The organism is Paracoccus versutus (assembly GCF_000763885.1).
GTDB lineage: Bacteria > Pseudomonadota > Alphaproteobacteria > Rhodobacterales > Rhodobacteraceae > Paracoccus > Paracoccus versutus.
Genome location: NZ_JRKO01000007.1, coordinates 63,705 through 80,121, shown reverse-complemented (window position 1 = coordinate 80,121; position 16,417 = coordinate 63,705). Strand labels below are relative to the sequence as shown.

Genomic DNA, 16,417 nt, shown 5'->3' with positions numbered 1-16,417 from the left:
GCGCGCGGCGGGAGTTCCGGCAGTGCCGGAGATCAGCGGGCGTGTTCGCCCTCGCCGAAGGCGCTGTCGGTGATGCGCTTCAGAAGGCTGGCGTAGTGTTCGAGGGTGCCGACCATCGCCCAGCCCGCCTCGTCGGGGGCGCAGTTGAAATGGTCGTCGCTGAGTGCCTGCAGGCGGGCGAGCATCTCGTCGATCTCGGCCTTCTTGCCGATGAAGGCCGCGAGCGCGGCTTCCTTGTTCCGGCGCGCCTTCTCGGCGCGGAGTTCGTGACGCGGGGTGGTGATCGGGTTCAGGCGGGTGGTCATCGTGGTGGCTCCGGGTGAGTTGCATCGCTTCGTTGGAGTGACATTCCCTCTGTCCGCGAGGCTTATCAACTCGATAAGCACTTGAATCTGAATGATAATCGGAGCCGTCGATGCAGGGCATGAGCGAGCGCCAGTACGCCGCGCATGTCGGGCTATCGCGCGGCGCGATCCAGAAGGCGAAGACGGCCGAACGGCTGGTCCTCTATCCCGACGGCAGCATCAACGCGGCCGCCAGCGACGCGCGGCGCGCCGAGACGACGGACCCGTCGAAGACCCGCAAGCCGCCCGCGCCGAAGCTGAAGCCCGTCCCCGAGGCGGCGGTCGCCGCTGTTGGAGACACCCTGCGCGAACAGGGGCTGGCGGTCCCGGCGGTCGGCGGCGGCACGACCTTCCTGCAGGCGAAGACGGCGAACGAGGTGCTGAAGGCGCAGGAGCGGCGCATCCGGCTCCAGAAGCTGAAGGGGGAGTTGATCGAGCGGGCCCGGGCGCTGTCGCTGGTGTTCCGCCTGGCGCGGGAGGTGCGGGACGCTTGGGTGAACTGGCCTGCGCGCGCGGCGGCGCTGATGGCGGCCGATCTGGGCGTCGAGCCAGCCGCCATGCAGAAGGTCCTGGAGAAACATGTCCGTGCCCACCTCGACGAACTTGCCGAGGTCCGGCCTGACTTCCGATAACGGTGATCTGACCGACTTCGACGGCGCGGCGGAAATCCTGCGCACCTGGGGCGCGGGGCTGACGCCAGATCCGGACCTGACCGTCTCGCAGTGGGCCGACCGGCACCGGATGCTCTCGGGCCGCGCCTCGGCCGAACCGGGGCGGTATCGCACGTTGCGCACGCCCTACATGCGCGAGATCATGGACCGGCTGTCGCCGGGCGATCCCATGCAGCGGATCGTGTTCATGAAGGCCGCGCAGGTCGGCGCGACCGAGGCGGGCAACAACTGGATCGGGTTCGCCATCCACCAGGCGCCGGGGCCGATGCTGGCCGTCCAGCCGACGGTGGATCTGGCAAAGCGCAACTCGCGCCAGCGGATCGACCCGCTGATCGACGAGAGCCCGGAGCTGCGGGACCGGGTGAAGCCCGCCCGGTCCCGCGACGCGGGCAACACGATGCTGTCGAAGGAATTCGCGGGCGGCATCCTGATCATGACCGGGGCGAACTCGGCGGTCGGGCTGCGCTCCACACCGGCGCGGTACATCTTCCTCGACGAGGTCGACGCCTATCCAGCCTCGGCCGACGAGGAAGGCGATCCGGTCACGTTGGCGGAAGCCCGGTCGCTGACCTTCGCACATCGCCGCAAGGTGTTCCTGGTCTCGACACCCACCATCCGGGGGCTGAGCCGGATCGAGCGGGAATACGAGGCCAGCGACCAGCGCCGGTTCTTCGTGCCATGCCCGCATTGCGGCGCGATGCAGTGGCTGAAGTTCGATCGGCTGCGCTGGCAGAAGGGCCGCCCGGAAACGGCAGAATATCAATGCGAAGGATGTGATGCGCCCATCGGCGAGCATCACAAGACGGCGATGCTGGAGGCTGGCGAATGGCGCGCGACTGCCGTTGCCGCCGATCCGACCACGGTCGGGTACCACCTCTCGGCGCTCTATTCGCCGATCGGCTGGCTGAGCTGGGAGCGGATCGTGCGGTCATGGGAAGCAGCCCAAGGGTCGGACGAGGCGATCAAGGCGTTTCGCAACACGATCCTTGGCGAAACTTGGGTCGAAACCGGCGAAGCGCCGGACTGGCAGCGGCTCTACGACCGGCGCGAGCGCTGGAAATCCGGCACCGTGCCAGCGGGTGGGCTGTTCCTGACCGCCGGGGCCGATGTGCAGAAGGACCGGATCGAGGTCGATGTCTGGGCCTGGGGTCGTGGCTTGGAAAGCTGGCTGGTCGATCACGCCGTGATCGAGGGCGGGCCGGATCGGCACGACGCGTGGTCGGAACTGACCGCGCTGCTGGATCGAAGCTGGCCGCACGAACGCGGCGCGCATCTCAGGATCGCGCGGCTCGCGATCGACACCGGGTACGAGGCCCCGGCGGTCTATTCCTGGTCGCGGGCACAGGGGTTCGCGCAGGTGTCGCCGGTCAAAGGCGTCGAGGGGTTCAACCGCTCGAGCCCGGTGTCGGGGCCGACCTTCGTGGACGCGACCGAGGGCGGCAAACGCCTCCGGCGCGGGGCGCGGCTCTGGACCGTGGCGGTGTCGACCTTCAAGGCCGAGACCTATCGCTTCCTGCGGCTGGAACGGCCGACTGAGGAGGAGATGGCCGACGGGGCGGCGTTCCCGCCCGGCTCGGTGCACCTGCCGCACTGGGTCGAAAACGAATGGCTGAAGCAGTTCGTCGCCGAACAGCTGGTGACGGTGCGCACCAAGCGCGGCTTCGCCAGGCTGGAATGGCAGAAGCTGCGCGAGCGCAACGAGGCGCTGGACTGCCGGGTCTACGCCCGCGCCGCCGCCTGGATCGCGGGCGCGGATCGCTGGCCCGACGAGAAATGGCGCGACCTCGAGGATCAGCTCGGGGCCGCCCCCACCGACACCGATCCCGCCGGGCAGATCAACCGGCCGGGACAGGCCCCGCAGGGCAAGCGCCGCTCCGACTGGATCGGGCGGCGCGGAGGATGGTTCTGAGTGAGGACCGATCCGCGCAGCGGATGCGAGGCTTCAGTGGAGCGTCGCAAGGGAACGAACGCACTGAGCGGGAGCGAAGGGCATGGACTGGACGGAAACGGAGCTCTCGGCTCTGCGCCGCGCCTATGCCAGCGGCACGACCCGGGTGAGCTATGACGGCAAGTCAGTCGACTACGGTTCGGCCGAGGACCTGCTCGCCCGCATCCGCACCATCGAGCGCGCCATCGCCGGGACGACCCGACCGCTTCCGGTGGCCGGGCTCGCGGGTTTTAGCCGCGGGGATCGCTGATGTCCGCGACCTGGTTCGATCACGCCATCGCCACGGTGGCGCCGCGCATGGCCGCGCGCCGCGTGTTGGCCCGTCAGGCCTTCGAGACCCTGACGCGCGGCTATGACGGGGCCGCGAAAGGGCGACGGACGGACGGCTGGCGCGCGCCGGGCTCCTCGGCCGACACCGAGATCGGCGTCGCCGGGGCCCTGCTGCGCGACCGGATGCGCGATCTCGTGCGCAACAACCCGCATGCGGCCAAGGCCGTGGCGGTGCTGGTGAACAACATCATCGGTGCGGGCATCATGCCGCGCGCCGCCAGCGGCGACGACACGCTGGACCGCAAGGTCGATGCGCTCTTCGAAAGATGGACGGCGGAGTGCGACGCCGATGGCCAGCTCGACTTCTACGGCCTGCAGACGCTGATCTGCCGCGAGATGGTCGAGGCGGGCGAAGTGCTGGTGCGCCGCCGCCTGCGGCGGGCCAGCGACGGTCTGCCTGTGCCGCTGCAATTGCAGGTGCTGGAGGCCGACTTCCTCGACGCCACGAAATCCGGCGCCCTTGGCGCGGGACGACTTGTGCAGGGGATCGAGTTCGACCCGGTCGGCAAGCGCCGCGCCTACTGGCTGCATGCCGAACATCCCGGCGACGCCTACGGCGCCTTGCAGAACGGATTGCAGAGCCGCCCGGTGCCAGCGTCAGAGATCGCCCATGTCTACGAGAAGCAGCGCACGCAGGCGCGCGGCGTCCCCTGGGGCGCGCCGGTGATCCGCAGCTTGCGCGATCTCGACGATTACGAGGTGGCGGAACTGGTCCGCAAGAAGACCGAGGCCTGCGTGACCGCCATCGTCTTCGGTGACGACGAGGCGCAACAGGGCATCGCGCCGTCGGTGGTCGATGCCGACGGCAACCGCGTGGAGCAGTTCGAGCCGGGGCTGATCGCCTATGCGCGCGGCGGCAAGGACATCCGCTTCAACCAGCCCGCTGCCACCGGCGGCTACGGCGAATACAAGCGGGCCAGCCTGCACACGATCTCGGCCGGGTTCCGGGTGCCCTACGAGCTGCTGACCGGGGACCTCAGCCAGGTCAACTATTCCTCGATCAGGGCGGGGCTCGTGGAGTTCCGCCGCCAGATCGACGCTGTGCAGTGGCAACTGTTCATCCCGATGTTCTGCGCCCCGGTTTGGCGCTGGTTCACCGAGGCCGCTTGGGCGGCGGGGCAGATCCCGTCGCCCATCGTGCCGGTCGAATGGTCGCCGCCGAAGTTCGACGCCGTTGATCCCTACAAGGATGCGATGGCCGACCTGCTGGCGATCCGGACCGGCACGATGACGCTGGCGCAGGCCATTGCGCGGCAGGGCCATAACCCGGATGCGGTGCTGGCCGAGATCGCTGCGACCAACGCCAAGCTCGATGGCCTCGGCCTCGTGCTCGACAGCGATCCGCGCCGCGTCACCAAGACCGGCAGCGCGCAGGCGGGCGACCCGACAGCACCCGCCGATCCGGAAACCACACCGGCGCAGGCCGACCAACAGGACTGACCCCATGGACACAATGATCGAACTGCCGGCCCTGCGCCGGTCGGCGGAGCTTGCGCCAAACAGCGTCGATAATGACGCGCGCACCGTCGAGGTGATCTGGTCGGCAGGCGCGCGCGTCCGCCGCGCCAGTTTCTTCGGCGAGCCCTATGACGAGGAGCTGAGCCTCGACCCCGCCCATGTGAGGCTCGAACGGCTGAACGCGGGCGCGCCGTTCCTGAAGGTGCACGAAATCGACACGCTCGACGCCGTCATCGGCTCGGTCGTGCCCGGTTCGGCCCGGATCGAGAACGGTCGTGGCATCGCGCAGGTGCGGATCAGCGGGCGCGCCGATGTCGAGCCGATCTGGCGCGACATTCAGGCCGGGCACATCCGAGCCGTCTCGATCGGCTACCAGGTCCACCGGTTCGACATCTCCAAGCCCGATGGCGGACGCGAGCTTTGGCGGGCCGTGGACTGGACCCCGTTCGAGATTTCGGCCGTGCCGGTCGGCGCCGATCCCGCGGCGGGCTTCCGCGCCAAGGGCGAACATCACGACTGCGTCCTCCATCGCCGGGACGCCCAAACCAGCGAAGGAGCACCTCCGATGACCGAAAAGACGACCCCGGCCGCACCGGCCGACGACACAACCGATACGGCAGCGACCGAGGAGATCACCATGCCCGACGACAAGACCGGCGCGACTGAGGCGCAGACGCGCGCGGCTGAGACGCGCAGCCAGCCCAAGGCCCCCAAGCCCGAGGCCCTGGATACCGAAGCCATCGCCACCCGCGCCCGCGAGGGCGAACGCGACCGCGTCTCCACGATCTACGATCTGGCAGGTCGGCTGAACCTCGAGCGCGGCTTTGCCGAGGATCTGGTCAAGCGCGGTGTCACAGTCGATGAATCCCGCCGCCTGATCCTCGACCAAGTTGCCGCGAGGTCGGACGAGACCCGGACCTTCCCCCATGTGTCGATCCCGCTCGGCGGCAGGGATGAACGCGTGACCCGCCGCGACGCCGTGGCCAATGCGCTGCTGCACCGCTACAGCCCGACGCTGTTCCAACTGGACGACTCTGCCCGCCAGTACCGCGGCATGTCGCTTCTGGAACTGGCCCGCGAAAGCCTGACCAATGCCGGGGTGAACACGCGCGGCCTGTCGCGCGACGAGGTGGCGACGCGGTCGTTGCATTCCACCTCCGACTTCCCCGAAATCCTGTCCGCCGTCACAAACAAGACCCTGCGCCAGGCCTACGAGACCTATCCCCGCACCTTCATGCTGTTCTGCCGCCAGGTGCTCGCCACCGACTTCAAGGCGATGAACCGGGTGCAACTGGGCGAGGCCCCGCAGCTGCTGGAGGTCGGCGAAAGCGGCGAGTTCAAGCGCGGCACGCTCGGCGAGAGCAAGGAAAGCTACAAGGTCAAGACCTATGGCCGGGTGGTCGCGATCACCCGCCAGACCCTGATCAACGATGATCTGGATGCCTTCACCCGGATCCCGGCGATGTACGGCAATTCCATCGCCCAGCTGGAAAGCGATGTCGTCTGGGGCATCATCACCGCCAACCCGGCGATGGCCGATGGCAATGCACTGTTCCACACCACCCACAAGAACCTCGCCGGGACCGGCACGGCGCTGGCCGTCGATGCGGTGGGGGCGGCCCGGGCGGCGATGGCGCTGCAGACCGGCTTCGACAAAAAGACCGTGCTGAACATCCGCCCCGCCTTCCTGATTGTGCCCGCATCCCTCGAGTTGAAGGCCGAGCAGTTGGTCGCCCAGAACCTCGTGCCCGCCGACAGCAGCAAGGTGGTGCCGCAGTCGATCCGCACCCTCGCGCCGATCAGCGAGCCCCGGCTCGACGCCGCCAGCGAGACCGCCTGGTATCTGGCCGCCAGCCCGAACCAGATCGACACCATCGAATACGCCTATCTCGAGGGTCAGCAGGGCGCCTACATCGAGACGCGCAACGGCTTCGACGTCGACGGCGTCGAGATCAAGTGTCGCCTCGACTTCGGCGCCAAGGCCATCGACTGGCGCGGCCTCTACAAAAATCCCGGGGCATAGGTCCGGCTGGCTCCCATGACGATCGATGATCGACTGGGCGCGGTGCCGATCCCCGGCTTCCCCGGATACCACATCGACCGAACCGGCCGGGTCTGGAGCGCGCATCGCAAGGGCAGGATCCCGCGCGGTGCGTGCTCTCGCTGGCTGGATCGCGGCGAATGGACGCTGCGGCAGCCTTCGCGTGACCCGGAGGGGTATCTGCACCACACGCTGGTCCGCGAAACGGCAGGCAGCCGTCAGCGGATTGCCCTGCACATTCTGGTCGCGACCGCGTTCCTCGGGTCGCGGCCGGAGGGGTTGGTCGTCGCCCATCTCGACGGCGACAAGTCCAACAACCGGGTCGAAAACCTCGCCTATGTGACGCAGCGCGAGAACATAGAGCACAAGCGCGATCACGGCACGATGCACTGCGGTGACCGCTCGCATCTCTCGCGCCTGACCGATCACCAATGCAGCCGGATGCTCGATTGCCTCGGCGCCGGGTTCTCCCGCCGCGAGGTCGCCGGGGCGTTCGGCGTCACCGTCAGCCACGTCGCCGCCCTGAAAACTGGCCGCATCCGAAAACACCTGACCAATCAGCGCGTCTGAGAAAGGATCACCCCCATGAAAACCTACGTCCAGCCCGGCAACACCATCACCCTGACCGCGCCCTATGCCGTCGCCTCCGGCGATGGCGTGCTCGTCGGCTCCATCTTCGGCATCGCCGCCGGAGCGGCCGCTATCGGCGAGCCCGTCGAGACCGCGCTCGTCGGCGTGTTCGACATCACCAAGGTCGGCTCGCAGGCCTGGACCGTCGGCGCGAAGGTCTATTGGGACGACACCAACAAGCGCTGCACGACCGTGGCAACTGACAACACCCTCATCGGCGTGGCGGTCGAGGCGGTGGCGAGCGGCGCGGGCGACACCATCGGCCGGGTGCGGCTGAACGCGGCGTTCTGATGAGCGCCTTCGCCGCCGCCGTGGGCGCGCTCTTCGCCGATCCCAACATCGGCCGGGACGCGGTCTACATCGCCGACGGTGGCGCGCCTGTGCTTGTGCGGGTCGTTGCCCGGCGCGCCGACGCCATCAGCGATTTCGGCGATGCCCGGCTCTGGTCCGAGACCACTCGGATCGACCTGCGCGTGGCCGAGGTGGCGACCCCGCGTCCCGGGGACCGCATGGAGATCGACGGCGACGCCTTCCTCATCCAGGGAGAGCCCGTCCGCGACCGCGAGCGGCTGGTCTGGACCGTCGATCTGCGCCCGGCATGACCGCCATGAAGCTCAAGCTCGACATCGATCCCGACATCGTCGCGATGATGGCCGCCGAGGTCGCGGCGGGCGAACGCGCTGTCACGGCCGCCATGCGTGAGGCCGGGACGGGGCTGAAGACCGCGTGGCGGTTGCAGATCACCGGCGCGGGGCTCGGCACACGGCTGGCCAACTCGATCCGGAGCCAGAACTTCCCGAGGTCGGGCGAAAGCCTGGAAGCCGCGGCGCTCGTCTGGTCCAAGGCCCCGGTCATCGTCGGCGCGCATGACACCGGCCCGCTGATCCGCTCGAAGGACGGGTTCTGGCTCGCGATCCCGACCGAGGCCGCCGGACGGGGCCTCCGAGGCGCCAAGCTCACACCCGGCGAATGGGAGCGCCGCCGTGGCCTGCGTCTGAGGTTTGTCTATCGTCGGCGCGGGCCGAGCTTGCTGGTCGCCGACCGCGCCCGGATCAACACGCGCGGCCAGGCGGTGGCTTCGCGCGCGAAGACCGGCCGCAACCAGGTTACCGCGCCGATCTTCCTTCTGGTCCCGCAGGTCAAGCTGCCGAAGCGGCTGGACCTCGCGCGGGACGCGGACCGGGCGTTGGACAGCGTGCCGGGGCTGATCGTGGCGAACTGGGTGGAGGGGCGGTTGGCTTGATTGGTTGGCAAGCGAGACGGTCAGAAGACTTCGATGCCGCCTGACCGCTTTAAACTCAGCCCCGCCTTATGCAGCAGCGGTGGCTTCGATCTCGAACAGCAGGCCCGGAATCGCGAGCCGCGTCACCCCGAGCAAGGTCATTGGAGGTGCGCACTGGATCGACCCGAAGCGCATGCCGAGCAAGTCGAAATTCTTCAGCGCCTCATCGACGTCGGTGGCATAGACCACCAGCCGAATGACATTGCTGAGGCTCATGTCCGCCTTTGCAAGGACGGCCTCGAGATTGTCGAGCGCCAAGCTGATCTGCACGCGCATGTCGCCTGCGTGCTGCGGGTTGCCTTCCGCGTCGACAGCAGTCTGCCCCGCACAGATCAGTTGGCGCGAAGTGCCTTCGATGATCTCGGCCTGATTGTAGCCGAGCTTGAGGGACCAATCCCAGGGGTTCACAGCGGTGCGTTGCATTGTCGGTGTCTCCATGCTGACTGTTGCCTTATCCTCCTGAACTGAATTGGTGCCAAATTCTGGCACCAAAGATGCTACAGTGGCGACATGAACATTCGCGCCCGCCATGACGCCATCGTCCGCAGCCTTCGCCGCAACGGGATGACCACCGTCGATGAACTCGCCGAAGAGGTCGGGGCATCGAGGCGGACGATCCTGCGCGACATCGGCGCGCTGCGCGACGAAGGTTTCGTCATCCATTCCGAGCCGGGGCGCGGCGGCGGACTGCTCCTCGACCCCGGTTCGGTCCAGACAACGGCACGGCTTGCCGTGACCGAGGTATTCGCGCTTTTGCTCGGAGTCGCGGCGATGCGCGCGGCCGGGAACCTGCCATTCTCGGGTCTGGCGGATTCCGGGCTTGCCAAGATCGAGAAGGCCCTTCCGCCCGAGAAGTTGCGCGACCTGCGTCGGTTTCTGGACTGCCTTCATGTCGGCAAGCTCTCACCGCTCCAGGACCTGTCAAATGTGGGGACGATGGATCCGGGATTGCTGCCGGCGTTCGAGACGGCGTTCCTGCAGCGCATCCAATTGAAGTTCCGCTACCGCGACGCGAAGGGGGTCGTGACTGAACGGCAGATCGAGCCGCAAGCCATGCTGATCCTGCCACCGCTCTGGTACCTTGTGGCATGGGATCCGGCACGCGAGGATTTCCGGCATTTCCGGATGGACAGGATTAGCCACCCGGAACCTGTCGACAGCCTGAAGTTCCGGCAACGCCACGTGCCGTTCGAGGATGACGTTTGCCCCTATCGTGACCTGCTTCGCTGATATTGCGCACCGAGCACGTCGGAACAGGCGTCTAAATTCGGCGGTCGTAACCATCGCATCACTTTTCACTGGGAAAACCAATGCCCACCCCTCGCGAAACCATCCTCGCCGCGTTGCACGCGCGGCTCTCGGCGCTGCCGGCCACCGCGCTCCGCGGCGACGTGCTGCCCGAGCGGGTTCCGGCAGATGGGATGCTGATCCTGCGCGACGGCGAGCCCGGCGAGCCGGAGGTCACGCTCTCGCCCCTGCGCTACCACTACCAGCACCGCGCCGAGATCGAGGCGGTCGTGCAGGGCGCCGACCGTGACGCCGCCTTCGCCACGCTGACCGCCAGAATCGGCGCAGCGCTCGCCGCCGACCGCACGCTGGGCGGGCTCTGCGACTGGGTCGAGGCCGAAGCGCCGCGGCCCGTGGATCTGCCGGTCGAGGGTGCGGCCAGCCTGAAGGCGGCGGTCATCCCGGTGGTGCTGCACTATTCCACGGCCGATCCGCTCGGCTGATCCCGACAACCCGAGGAGAACACCATGGCACGAGCCCAGGGGGCGCGGGCGCTGATGGCGCTTGCGTTCGAGACAACCTATGGAACGCCGCCTGCCAGCGGCTTCACCCGCATGCCCTTCGCCAGCACGTCGCTCGGCGCAGAGCAGCCGCTGCTGAACTCGGAGCTGCTGGGCTACGGCCGCGATCCATTGGCGCCGATCAAGGACGCGGTGACGGCGGACGGCGACGTCGTGGTGCCGCTCGACGCGGAAGCCTTCGGCTTCTGGCTGAAGGCGGCCTTCGGCATCCCGACGACCACGGGCGCGGAGGCGCCGTACACCCACGAGTTCCAGTCGGGGTCCTGGACGCTGCCCTCGATGTCGATCGAGACCGGCATGCCCGAGGCGCCGCGCTATGCGATGTACTCGGGCTGCGTGCTCGACCAGATCACCTGGCAGATGCAGCGCTCGGGCTTGCTGACCGCCACGGCGCGGCTGGTCGCGCAGGGCGAGACGGTCGGCACCACCACCAGCGCCGGGACACCGGCGGCGCTCGAGCTGAAGCGCTTCGGCCATTTCAACGGGGCGATCAGCCGCAATGGGACGGCGCTCGGCAATGTGGTCTCGGCGGAGATCACCTATGCCAACAACCTCGACCGGATCGAGACGATCCGCTCGGACGAGCGCATCGACGGCGCGGACCCGTCCATCGCCGCGCTCACCGGCCGGATCGAGGTGCGCTTCGCCGACCAGACGCTGGTGACGCAGGCCATCAACGGCGAGGCCTGCGAGATGGAGTTCGCCTACGTCCTGCCCTCGGGCGAGAGCTTCACCTTCACCGTGCACGCGGTCTACCTGCCGCGCCCCCGGATCGAGATCTCCGGGCCGCAGGGCGTGCAGGCGACCTTCGACTGGCAGGCCGCGCGCGACAGCGTCGTCGGCCGGATGTGCACCGCCACCCTCGTGAACGACGTGGAGACGTATTGATGCTGACGCTCGACCTGACCAACGCGCCGCGCTGGCATGACCTGGCACCCGGCGTCCGGGTACAGCTGCGCCCGCTGACCACCGCGCTGATGGTTTCGACCCGCAGCGATCCGGCTGTCGAGGCAGTTCCCGAGGAGGCCTCGGACGAGGAACGCGCGGTCGCCTTCGCCAAGGCGCTCGCGCGGCGTGCCGTGTTCGCCTGGGACGGCATCGGCGATGCCGACGGCAAGCCCATCGACCCGAGTTCGGAGGCCATCGACGCGCTGCTCGACGTCTGGCCGATCTTCGAGGCCTTCCAGCTGACCTACGTCTCGAAGGGCCTGCTGCTGGAACAGGAAAAAAACGTCTCCGCGCTCTCGCCGAATGGTCCTTCAGCGGGGGCGACCGATACTGCGAAGCCTGCACGCAAATCTGCCCGGACTGCCCGACGCGGCTGAACCGTCCGGAAACACCGGAAGGTTGGCAGGTCTGGGACCTCGTCAGCCGTCTCGGTGGCCAGCTGCGCGTGCTCCCCGGCACGGTGATCGGCTGGGACATGTCGGCGGCGCTGGCGCTGGGTGACGCGCTCGGCGTGCCGCCCACCGCCGTGGCCGAACTGCTGCCCGTCATCGAAGCGGTGATGGTCGCGAAGCTCAACGAACAGATGGATCATTCCCATGGCTGAGAAGAGGGTCAGCGTCCGCCTCGCGGCCGTGGGCGGACGGCAGGTGCGCGCTGAGCTGGAAGGCGTGGGCGAAGCCGGGTCGCGCGGCTTCGGACGGCTCAGCCGCGAGATGGAGGCGGCGAACGCGCGGCTCGCGGCGTTTTCTCGCCGTGTCGCTGTGGCTGCTGCTGCTGCCGTGGCCGCCGCTGCCGCCGCTGGCGTGGCGATGATCCGGTCCGGCCTGCAGACGGTGGATGCGCAGGCGAAGCTCGCGCAGTCCCTCGGCACCACCGTGGCCTCGATCCAGACGCTGGAGCGCGCGGGCGAACTGGCGGGGGTGTCCATGTCCGGGATCGAGCAGGCGACCAAGGATCTGACCCGCCGTCTCAGCCAGGCGGCCGCCGGGAGCGGTCCTGCCGCCGACGCGCTCGACCGGCTCGGGCTTTCCGCCACCGACCTGATTGCGCTGCCGCTGGATCAGCGCGTGGGTGCGATCAACGCCGCCATCGAGAACTTCGTGCCTGCCGCCGAACGCGCCGCCGTGGCAGGCCAACTCTTCGGCGAGGAAGGCTCCATCGCCATGTCGCGGATCGACACCGCGACGCTGCGCCAGGCGACGGAGGACGTCCTCGCCTTCGGTGTCGTCGTGTCGGAGCAGGATGCCGACCAGATCGAGCGGACGAACGACGCGATCTCGCGCCTCGGGCTGATCTGGCGCGGGCTGTCGAACCAGCTGGCTGTCGCCGCAGCCCCCGCGCTCGAAGCCGTTGCCGACGCCATGGCGGCGGTCGCCAGTCGCACCGGCCCGCTCGGCATCGCGATCCGCGGCCTCTTCGAGAATATCAGCCGCCTGACCACCTATGCCGCCACCTTCGCCGCGTTCCTCGCGGGACGTTGGGTGGCCGGCATGGCCGCTGCGGCGCTCTCGGTCCGGGGTCTCGCCACGGCGCTGGTCGTCCTGCGCGGCGCGCTGGTCCGCACCGGGATCGGGGCGCTGATCGTCGGCGCGGGCGAGCTTGTCTATCAGTTCACGCGCCTCGTCTCCGGCGCGGGCGGCTTCGGCGAGGCGATGTCGCTGCTGAAAGACGTCGCGGTCGAGGTCTGGGAACGCATCAAGATGGGCGCGGCGGCGGCGGGCGCGGCCGCCACGGCGATGTTCTTCGACCTGAAGGCGGACGCCGCCTCGGGCATGCAGAGCGCCATCGAGAGCGTCGTCGGTTTCGGCAACACGGCGGCGAACACCTTCGAGGGCGCCTACGAGGCGATCAAGGCGATCTGGGGCCTGCTGCCCGCCGCCATCGGCGATCTGGCGTTCCAGGCGGCCAATAGCCTGGTCGATGGCGTCGAGGCGATGCTGAACGGCGTGGTGTCGCGCATCAACGGCTTCATCGACGGCATCAACCAGGGGCTGGAAGCGCTCGGGTCGGAGCGACGCATCTCGCTGGTGCCGGACCTCGACCTCGGCGAGATCGAGAACCGCTTCGAGGGCGCGGCCAGTGCCGCCACGACGGCGGCGCAGGCGGCCTTCGACCGGGCCTTCGAGGACAACCCGCTCAGCGCGCCCGATCTCGGCCTGACCGAGGCGGCGAACCGGGCGCTCGAGTCCGCGAATGTCTACCGCAGCGCCGCGCGCGATCTCGCCGAGGGCGCTCGCGCGCCCCTCGAAAGCTGGCAGGCGCTGCGCGATGCGGTGCGGGGTGCCGACGAAGCCAGTGTCGATGTATTGACCGAGGCCACCAGCGCGGCCGAGCGGCTGGAGACGGCGCTCGGCGATGCCGGACGCGCCGCCACGGGTGCAGGTGCTGCGGCCGGAGCTGCTGCTGCGGTAGCGGAGCCCGCGACCGAGGCCGCCGTCACCGGCTGGCAGGCCGTCACCGCAGCGCTCTCCGACTACGCCAGCAAGGCCCGCGACATCGGCGGTGACATCGGCCAGAGCCTCGTCGGCGCATTCCAGTCGGCCGAGAACGCGGTGGGCCAGTTCGTGAAGACCGGCAAGCTGAACTTCCGCGACCTCGTCACCTCGCTGCTGGCCGACCTCGCCCAGCTCGCGGCGCGGCGGTTCATCCTCGGGCCGATCGCAAACGCGCTCTCCGGCGTGTTCTCCGGTGCGGGCGGCATTTTCGCCAATGTCCTGCATGCGGGCGGGATGGTCGGCTCCGCTGGCCCCTCGCGCATGGTGCCCGCCATGGCCTTCGCCGCCGCCCCGCGCATGCATTCAGGCGGCATGGCGGGGCTGCGTCATGACGAGGTGCCCGCGATCCTGCAACGCGGTGAGCGGGTGCTGTCGCGGCGGGAGGCGCAGAGCTACGGCGCGGGCGGCGGGATCAACGTCACCATCATGGCCCGCGACGCCGAGAGCTTCCGCCAGTCCCGCACGCAGGTCGCCGCCGACATCGCCCGGGCCGTGTCGCTCGGGCGGAGGGGCATGTGATGGCGTTTCACGAAGTCCGGTTTCCCGACAACATCAGTCGCGGCGCGCGGGGCGGGCCGGAACGGCGCACGCAGATCGTCGAGCTCGCCTCCGGTGACGAGGAGAGGAACGCCAGCTGGGCAAACTCGCGCCGCCGCTACGACGTCGCCTACGGCATCCGCCGCGCCGATGATCTGGCGGCGGTCGTGGCTTTTTTCGAAGCGCGGAACGGTCGTCTGCATGGCTTCCGCTTCAAGGACTGGGGCGACCACAAGTCCTGCCTGCCCTCGGGCACGCCGTCGCTGACCGATCAGGCGATCGGCACCGGCGACGGCACGACGACAACCTTCCAACTGGTGAAGCGCTACGCCTCTGGCGCGCAATCCTGGACGCGCGCCATCGCCAAGCCGGTGGCGGGCAGCGTGCGCATCGCGCTGTCGGATGTAGAGCAGCTCTCCGGCTGGTCAGTCGACGTCACGACGGGCCTCGTCACCTTCGCTGCGGCGCCGGGCTCTGGCGTCGCGATCACCGCGGGCTTCGAGTTCGATGTGCCGGTCCGCTTCGACGCCGATGCGCTCGACGTGACGCTCGACCTCGAGCGGCTCGGCTCGATCACCTCCATCCCGCTACTGGAACTGCGCCGATGAAGACCCTCGACCCCGCCCTGCAGGCCCATTTCGACGAGGGCACGACGACGCTCGCCTGGTGCTGGCGGATCGCCCGCGCCGATGGCGTCACCTTCGGCTTCACCGATCACGACCGGACGCTGAGCTTCGACGAGACCGACTTCGAGCCCGAGAGCGGGCTCACCGCGTCCGAGGTGCGCTCGGGCTCGGACCTCTCGGTCGATGCGCAGGACGCAGAGGGCGTGCTGACCTCGGACCGCATCACCGAGACCGACATCCTCGATGGGCGCTGGGACAACGCGGAGGTGGAGGTCTGGCGTGTGAACTGGGCCAACACCGGCCAGCGCGTGCTGATGCGGCGCGGGGCGATAGGCCAGATCCGGCGTGGGCGGCTCGCCTTCGTCGCGGAGGTCCGCTCGCTCGCGCATGTGCTGGGCCAGACAGTCGGGCGGACCTTCCAGGCGACCTGCGATGCCACGCTCGGGGACGCCCGCTGCGGCGTCGACCTGGAGGATTCCGCCTACAAGGGCACGGGCGCCGTCATCGATCTCCTGCGCGACAGGGCCTTCACCGCCTCGGGGCTCGGCGGGTTCGCTTCCGGCTGGTTCACCTTCGGCACCATCGAATGGACGAGCGACGCGAATGCGGGGCGTCGCGCGGAAGTGCTGGGCCATGACGTGACGGACGGCGTCGCGATCCTGACCCTGCTCGAGGCGCCGGTGCGGTCCATCGCCGAGGGCGATGCCTTCACCATCCGCGCGGGCTGCGACAAGCGCATGGAGACCTGCGGGGCGAAGTTCGCCAATACCGTCAACTTCCGGGGTTTCCCGCACATCCCGGGCCAGGATGCCGTGCTGCGATACGCCACAAAGGACGGCGGGCACGAGGGGTCGGTGCTGTGAACACCGCTGATCCCCAGCGCGTCATCACCATTGCGCGCTCCTGGCTCGGCACGCCGTACCACGATCAGGCCAGCCTGCGCGGCGTCGGCTGCGATTGCCTCGGGCTGGGCCGCGGCGTCTGGCGCGAGGCCGTCGGCCCCGAGCCGTTCCCGATCCCGTCCTACAGCCGGGACTGGGGCGAGACCGGCCCGCGCGAGGTGCTGGCCGAGGGCGCGCGCCGGATGATGATCGAGGTGCTGCCCGCCGAAATCGGTCCCGGAGCACTGCTCCTCTTCCGGATGAAGCCCCGGGCCATCGCCAAACATGTCGGGATCCTCACCGGGCCCGGCACTTTTCTGCATGCCTACGAGCGGCTCGGCGTGGTCGAGGAGCCGCTCACCCCATCCTGGCGGCGGCGCATCGCCTTCGCTTTCCTGTTTCCGCAACACTGAGACCC

The 16,417-nt window shown here is 68.9% G+C and carries 20 protein-coding genes; 18 read left to right on the top strand and 2 right to left on the bottom strand.

Annotation, left to right across the window (positions count from 1 at the left end; translation table 11 throughout):
- Positions 1-32: 32 nt before the first annotated feature.
- Positions 33-305 (bottom strand): hypothetical protein, encoded by a 273-nt coding sequence (locus IT40_RS04425; protein ID WP_036751164.1) that lies wholly within the window; start codon positions 303-305, stop codon positions 33-35.
- A gap of 110 nt (positions 306-415) precedes the next feature.
- Here IT40_RS04425 and IT40_RS04420 point away from each other — a divergent pair, with 110 nt between their 5' ends.
- The 9 genes from IT40_RS04420 to IT40_RS04380 all read left to right on the top strand — a co-directional run bounded on the left by IT40_RS04420 (position 416) and on the right by IT40_RS04380 (position 8,665).
- Positions 416-976, top strand: coding sequence for a hypothetical protein (locus tag IT40_RS04420; protein ID WP_036751163.1), 561 nt, complete (start codon positions 416-418; stop codon positions 974-976).
- Positions 924-2,924: a phage terminase large subunit family protein gene (locus tag IT40_RS04415; RefSeq protein WP_052095740.1), complete on the top strand. Its 2,001-nt coding sequence runs from the start codon at positions 924-926 to the stop codon at positions 2,922-2,924. The genes IT40_RS04420 and IT40_RS04415 overlap by 53 nt, the downstream gene beginning before the upstream one ends.
- 82 nt (positions 2,925-3,006) lie before the next feature.
- The gene (locus IT40_RS04410) at positions 3,007-3,213 is read left to right on the top strand and encodes a phage head-tail joining protein (RefSeq protein ID WP_036751162.1); all 207 of its coding nucleotides are present in this window, start codon (positions 3,007-3,009) and stop codon (positions 3,211-3,213) included.
- Positions 3,213-4,733, top strand: a complete 1,521-nt coding sequence (locus IT40_RS04405) for a phage portal protein (protein ID WP_036751160.1) — start codon at positions 3,213-3,215, stop codon at positions 4,731-4,733. The genes IT40_RS04410 and IT40_RS04405 overlap by 1 nt, the downstream gene beginning before the upstream one ends.
- Before the next feature lie 4 nt (positions 4,734-4,737).
- A complete protein-coding gene (locus IT40_RS04400; protein ID WP_036751158.1) occupies positions 4,738-6,774 on the top strand; it encodes a prohead protease/major capsid protein fusion protein in 2,037 nt (678 codons plus the stop codon).
- Positions 6,775-6,789: 15 nt separating this feature from the next.
- On the top strand, positions 6,790-7,362 hold the full coding sequence (locus tag IT40_RS04395) for an HNH endonuclease signature motif containing protein (RefSeq protein ID WP_036751157.1): 573 nt from the start codon (positions 6,790-6,792) through the stop codon (positions 7,360-7,362).
- A 15-nt stretch (positions 7,363-7,377) separates the two neighbouring features.
- Entirely contained in the window at positions 7,378-7,713 is a 336-nt protein-coding gene (locus IT40_RS04390; RefSeq protein ID WP_036751156.1) for a DUF2190 family protein, read from the top strand.
- A complete protein-coding gene (locus IT40_RS04385) occupies positions 7,713-8,024 on the top strand; it encodes a head-tail joining protein (RefSeq protein WP_036751154.1) in 312 nt (103 codons plus the stop codon). Before IT40_RS04390 ends, IT40_RS04385 begins: the two co-directional genes overlap by 1 nt.
- A 5-nt stretch (positions 8,025-8,029) precedes the next feature.
- The gene (locus IT40_RS04380; RefSeq protein ID WP_036751232.1) at positions 8,030-8,665 is read left to right on the top strand and encodes a DUF6441 family protein; all 636 of its coding nucleotides are present in this window, start codon (positions 8,030-8,032) and stop codon (positions 8,663-8,665) included.
- 66 nt (positions 8,666-8,731) lie between these two features.
- Here IT40_RS04380 and IT40_RS04375 read toward each other — a convergent pair whose 3' ends face one another.
- Complete coding sequence (locus IT40_RS04375) at positions 8,732-9,127, bottom strand: RidA family protein (RefSeq protein WP_036751230.1); 396 nt, start codon at positions 9,125-9,127, stop codon at positions 8,732-8,734.
- 87 nt (positions 9,128-9,214) lie between these two features.
- Between IT40_RS04375 and IT40_RS04370 the strand changes: the two genes are divergently transcribed.
- The 9 genes from IT40_RS04370 to IT40_RS04335 all read left to right on the top strand — a co-directional run bounded on the left by IT40_RS04370 (position 9,215) and on the right by IT40_RS04335 (position 16,412).
- Positions 9,215-9,934 carry a helix-turn-helix transcriptional regulator gene (locus IT40_RS04370; RefSeq protein WP_036751151.1) on the top strand — a complete coding sequence of 240 codons (720 nt, stop codon included), beginning with the start codon at positions 9,215-9,217 and terminating at the stop codon, positions 9,932-9,934.
- An 80-nt stretch (positions 9,935-10,014) separates the two neighbouring features.
- Positions 10,015-10,434: an RNA-binding protein gene (locus IT40_RS04365; protein ID WP_036751149.1), complete on the top strand. Its 420-nt coding sequence runs from the start codon at positions 10,015-10,017 to the stop codon at positions 10,432-10,434.
- Positions 10,435-10,458: 24 nt separating this feature from the next.
- Positions 10,459-11,400 (top strand): phage tail tube protein, encoded by a 942-nt coding sequence (locus IT40_RS04360; protein WP_036751147.1) that lies wholly within the window; start codon positions 10,459-10,461, stop codon positions 11,398-11,400.
- Entirely contained in the window at positions 11,400-11,837 is a 438-nt protein-coding gene (locus IT40_RS04355; RefSeq protein ID WP_036751229.1) for a hypothetical protein, read from the top strand. Before IT40_RS04360 ends, IT40_RS04355 begins: the two co-directional genes overlap by 1 nt.
- A 98-nt stretch (positions 11,838-11,935) precedes the next feature.
- Entirely contained in the window at positions 11,936-12,064 is a 129-nt protein-coding gene (locus IT40_RS30415) for a DUF7697 family protein (RefSeq protein ID WP_279626102.1), read from the top strand.
- A complete protein-coding gene (locus IT40_RS04350; RefSeq protein WP_036751146.1) occupies positions 12,057-14,474 on the top strand; it encodes a phage tail tape measure C-terminal domain-containing protein in 2,418 nt (805 codons plus the stop codon). Before IT40_RS30415 ends, IT40_RS04350 begins: the two co-directional genes overlap by 8 nt.
- Positions 14,474-15,100 (top strand): DUF2460 domain-containing protein, encoded by a 627-nt coding sequence (locus IT40_RS04345; protein ID WP_036751144.1) that lies wholly within the window; start codon positions 14,474-14,476, stop codon positions 15,098-15,100. Before IT40_RS04350 ends, IT40_RS04345 begins: the two co-directional genes overlap by 1 nt.
- Positions 15,097-15,981, top strand: a complete 885-nt coding sequence (locus IT40_RS04340; protein WP_036751140.1) for a DUF2163 domain-containing protein — start codon at positions 15,097-15,099, stop codon at positions 15,979-15,981. Before IT40_RS04345 ends, IT40_RS04340 begins: the two co-directional genes overlap by 4 nt.
- A complete protein-coding gene (locus tag IT40_RS04335; protein WP_036751138.1) occupies positions 15,978-16,412 on the top strand; it encodes an NlpC/P60 family protein in 435 nt (144 codons plus the stop codon). Before IT40_RS04340 ends, IT40_RS04335 begins: the two co-directional genes overlap by 4 nt.
- The last annotated feature ends 5 nt before the right edge of the window (positions 16,413-16,417 follow it).

Bases quoted from the DNA above. Each gene is read 5' to 3' on its own strand.
- IT40_RS04380 (WP_036751232.1), top strand. From the start codon at position 8,030: ATGAAGCTCAAGCTCGACATCGATCCCGACATCGTCGCGATGATGGCC.
- IT40_RS04365 (WP_036751149.1), top strand. From the start codon at position 10,015: ATGCCCACCCCTCGCGAAACCATCCTCGCCGCGTTGCACGCGCGGCTC.
- IT40_RS04425 (WP_036751164.1), bottom strand. From the start codon at position 305: ATGACCACCCGCCTGAACCCGATCACCACCCCGCGTCACGAACTCCGC.
- IT40_RS30415 (WP_279626102.1), top strand. From the start codon at position 11,936: ATGTCGGCGGCGCTGGCGCTGGGTGACGCGCTCGGCGTGCCGCCCACC.
- IT40_RS04360 (WP_036751147.1), top strand. From the start codon at position 10,459: ATGGCACGAGCCCAGGGGGCGCGGGCGCTGATGGCGCTTGCGTTCGAG.
- IT40_RS04395 (WP_036751157.1), top strand. From the start codon at position 6,790: ATGACGATCGATGATCGACTGGGCGCGGTGCCGATCCCCGGCTTCCCC.
- IT40_RS04420 (WP_036751163.1), top strand. From the start codon at position 416: ATGCAGGGCATGAGCGAGCGCCAGTACGCCGCGCATGTCGGGCTATCG.
- IT40_RS04340 (WP_036751140.1), top strand. From the start codon at position 15,097: ATGAAGACCCTCGACCCCGCCCTGCAGGCCCATTTCGACGAGGGCACG.
- IT40_RS04415 (WP_052095740.1), top strand. From the start codon at position 924: ATGTCCGTGCCCACCTCGACGAACTTGCCGAGGTCCGGCCTGACTTCC.
- IT40_RS04355 (WP_036751229.1), top strand. From the start codon at position 11,400: ATGCTGACGCTCGACCTGACCAACGCGCCGCGCTGGCATGACCTGGCA.
- IT40_RS04405 (WP_036751160.1), top strand. From the start codon at position 3,213: ATGTCCGCGACCTGGTTCGATCACGCCATCGCCACGGTGGCGCCGCGC.
- IT40_RS04410 (WP_036751162.1), top strand. From the start codon at position 3,007: ATGGACTGGACGGAAACGGAGCTCTCGGCTCTGCGCCGCGCCTATGCC.
- IT40_RS04345 (WP_036751144.1), top strand. From the start codon at position 14,474: ATGGCGTTTCACGAAGTCCGGTTTCCCGACAACATCAGTCGCGGCGCG.
- IT40_RS04390 (WP_036751156.1), top strand. From the start codon at position 7,378: ATGAAAACCTACGTCCAGCCCGGCAACACCATCACCCTGACCGCGCCC.
- IT40_RS04370 (WP_036751151.1), top strand. From the start codon at position 9,215: ATGAACATTCGCGCCCGCCATGACGCCATCGTCCGCAGCCTTCGCCGC.
- IT40_RS04375 (WP_036751230.1), bottom strand. From the start codon at position 9,127: ATGCAACGCACCGCTGTGAACCCCTGGGATTGGTCCCTCAAGCTCGGC.
- IT40_RS04385 (WP_036751154.1), top strand. From the start codon at position 7,713: ATGAGCGCCTTCGCCGCCGCCGTGGGCGCGCTCTTCGCCGATCCCAAC.
- IT40_RS04350 (WP_036751146.1), top strand. From the start codon at position 12,057: ATGGCTGAGAAGAGGGTCAGCGTCCGCCTCGCGGCCGTGGGCGGACGG.
- IT40_RS04400 (WP_036751158.1), top strand. From the start codon at position 4,738: ATGGACACAATGATCGAACTGCCGGCCCTGCGCCGGTCGGCGGAGCTT.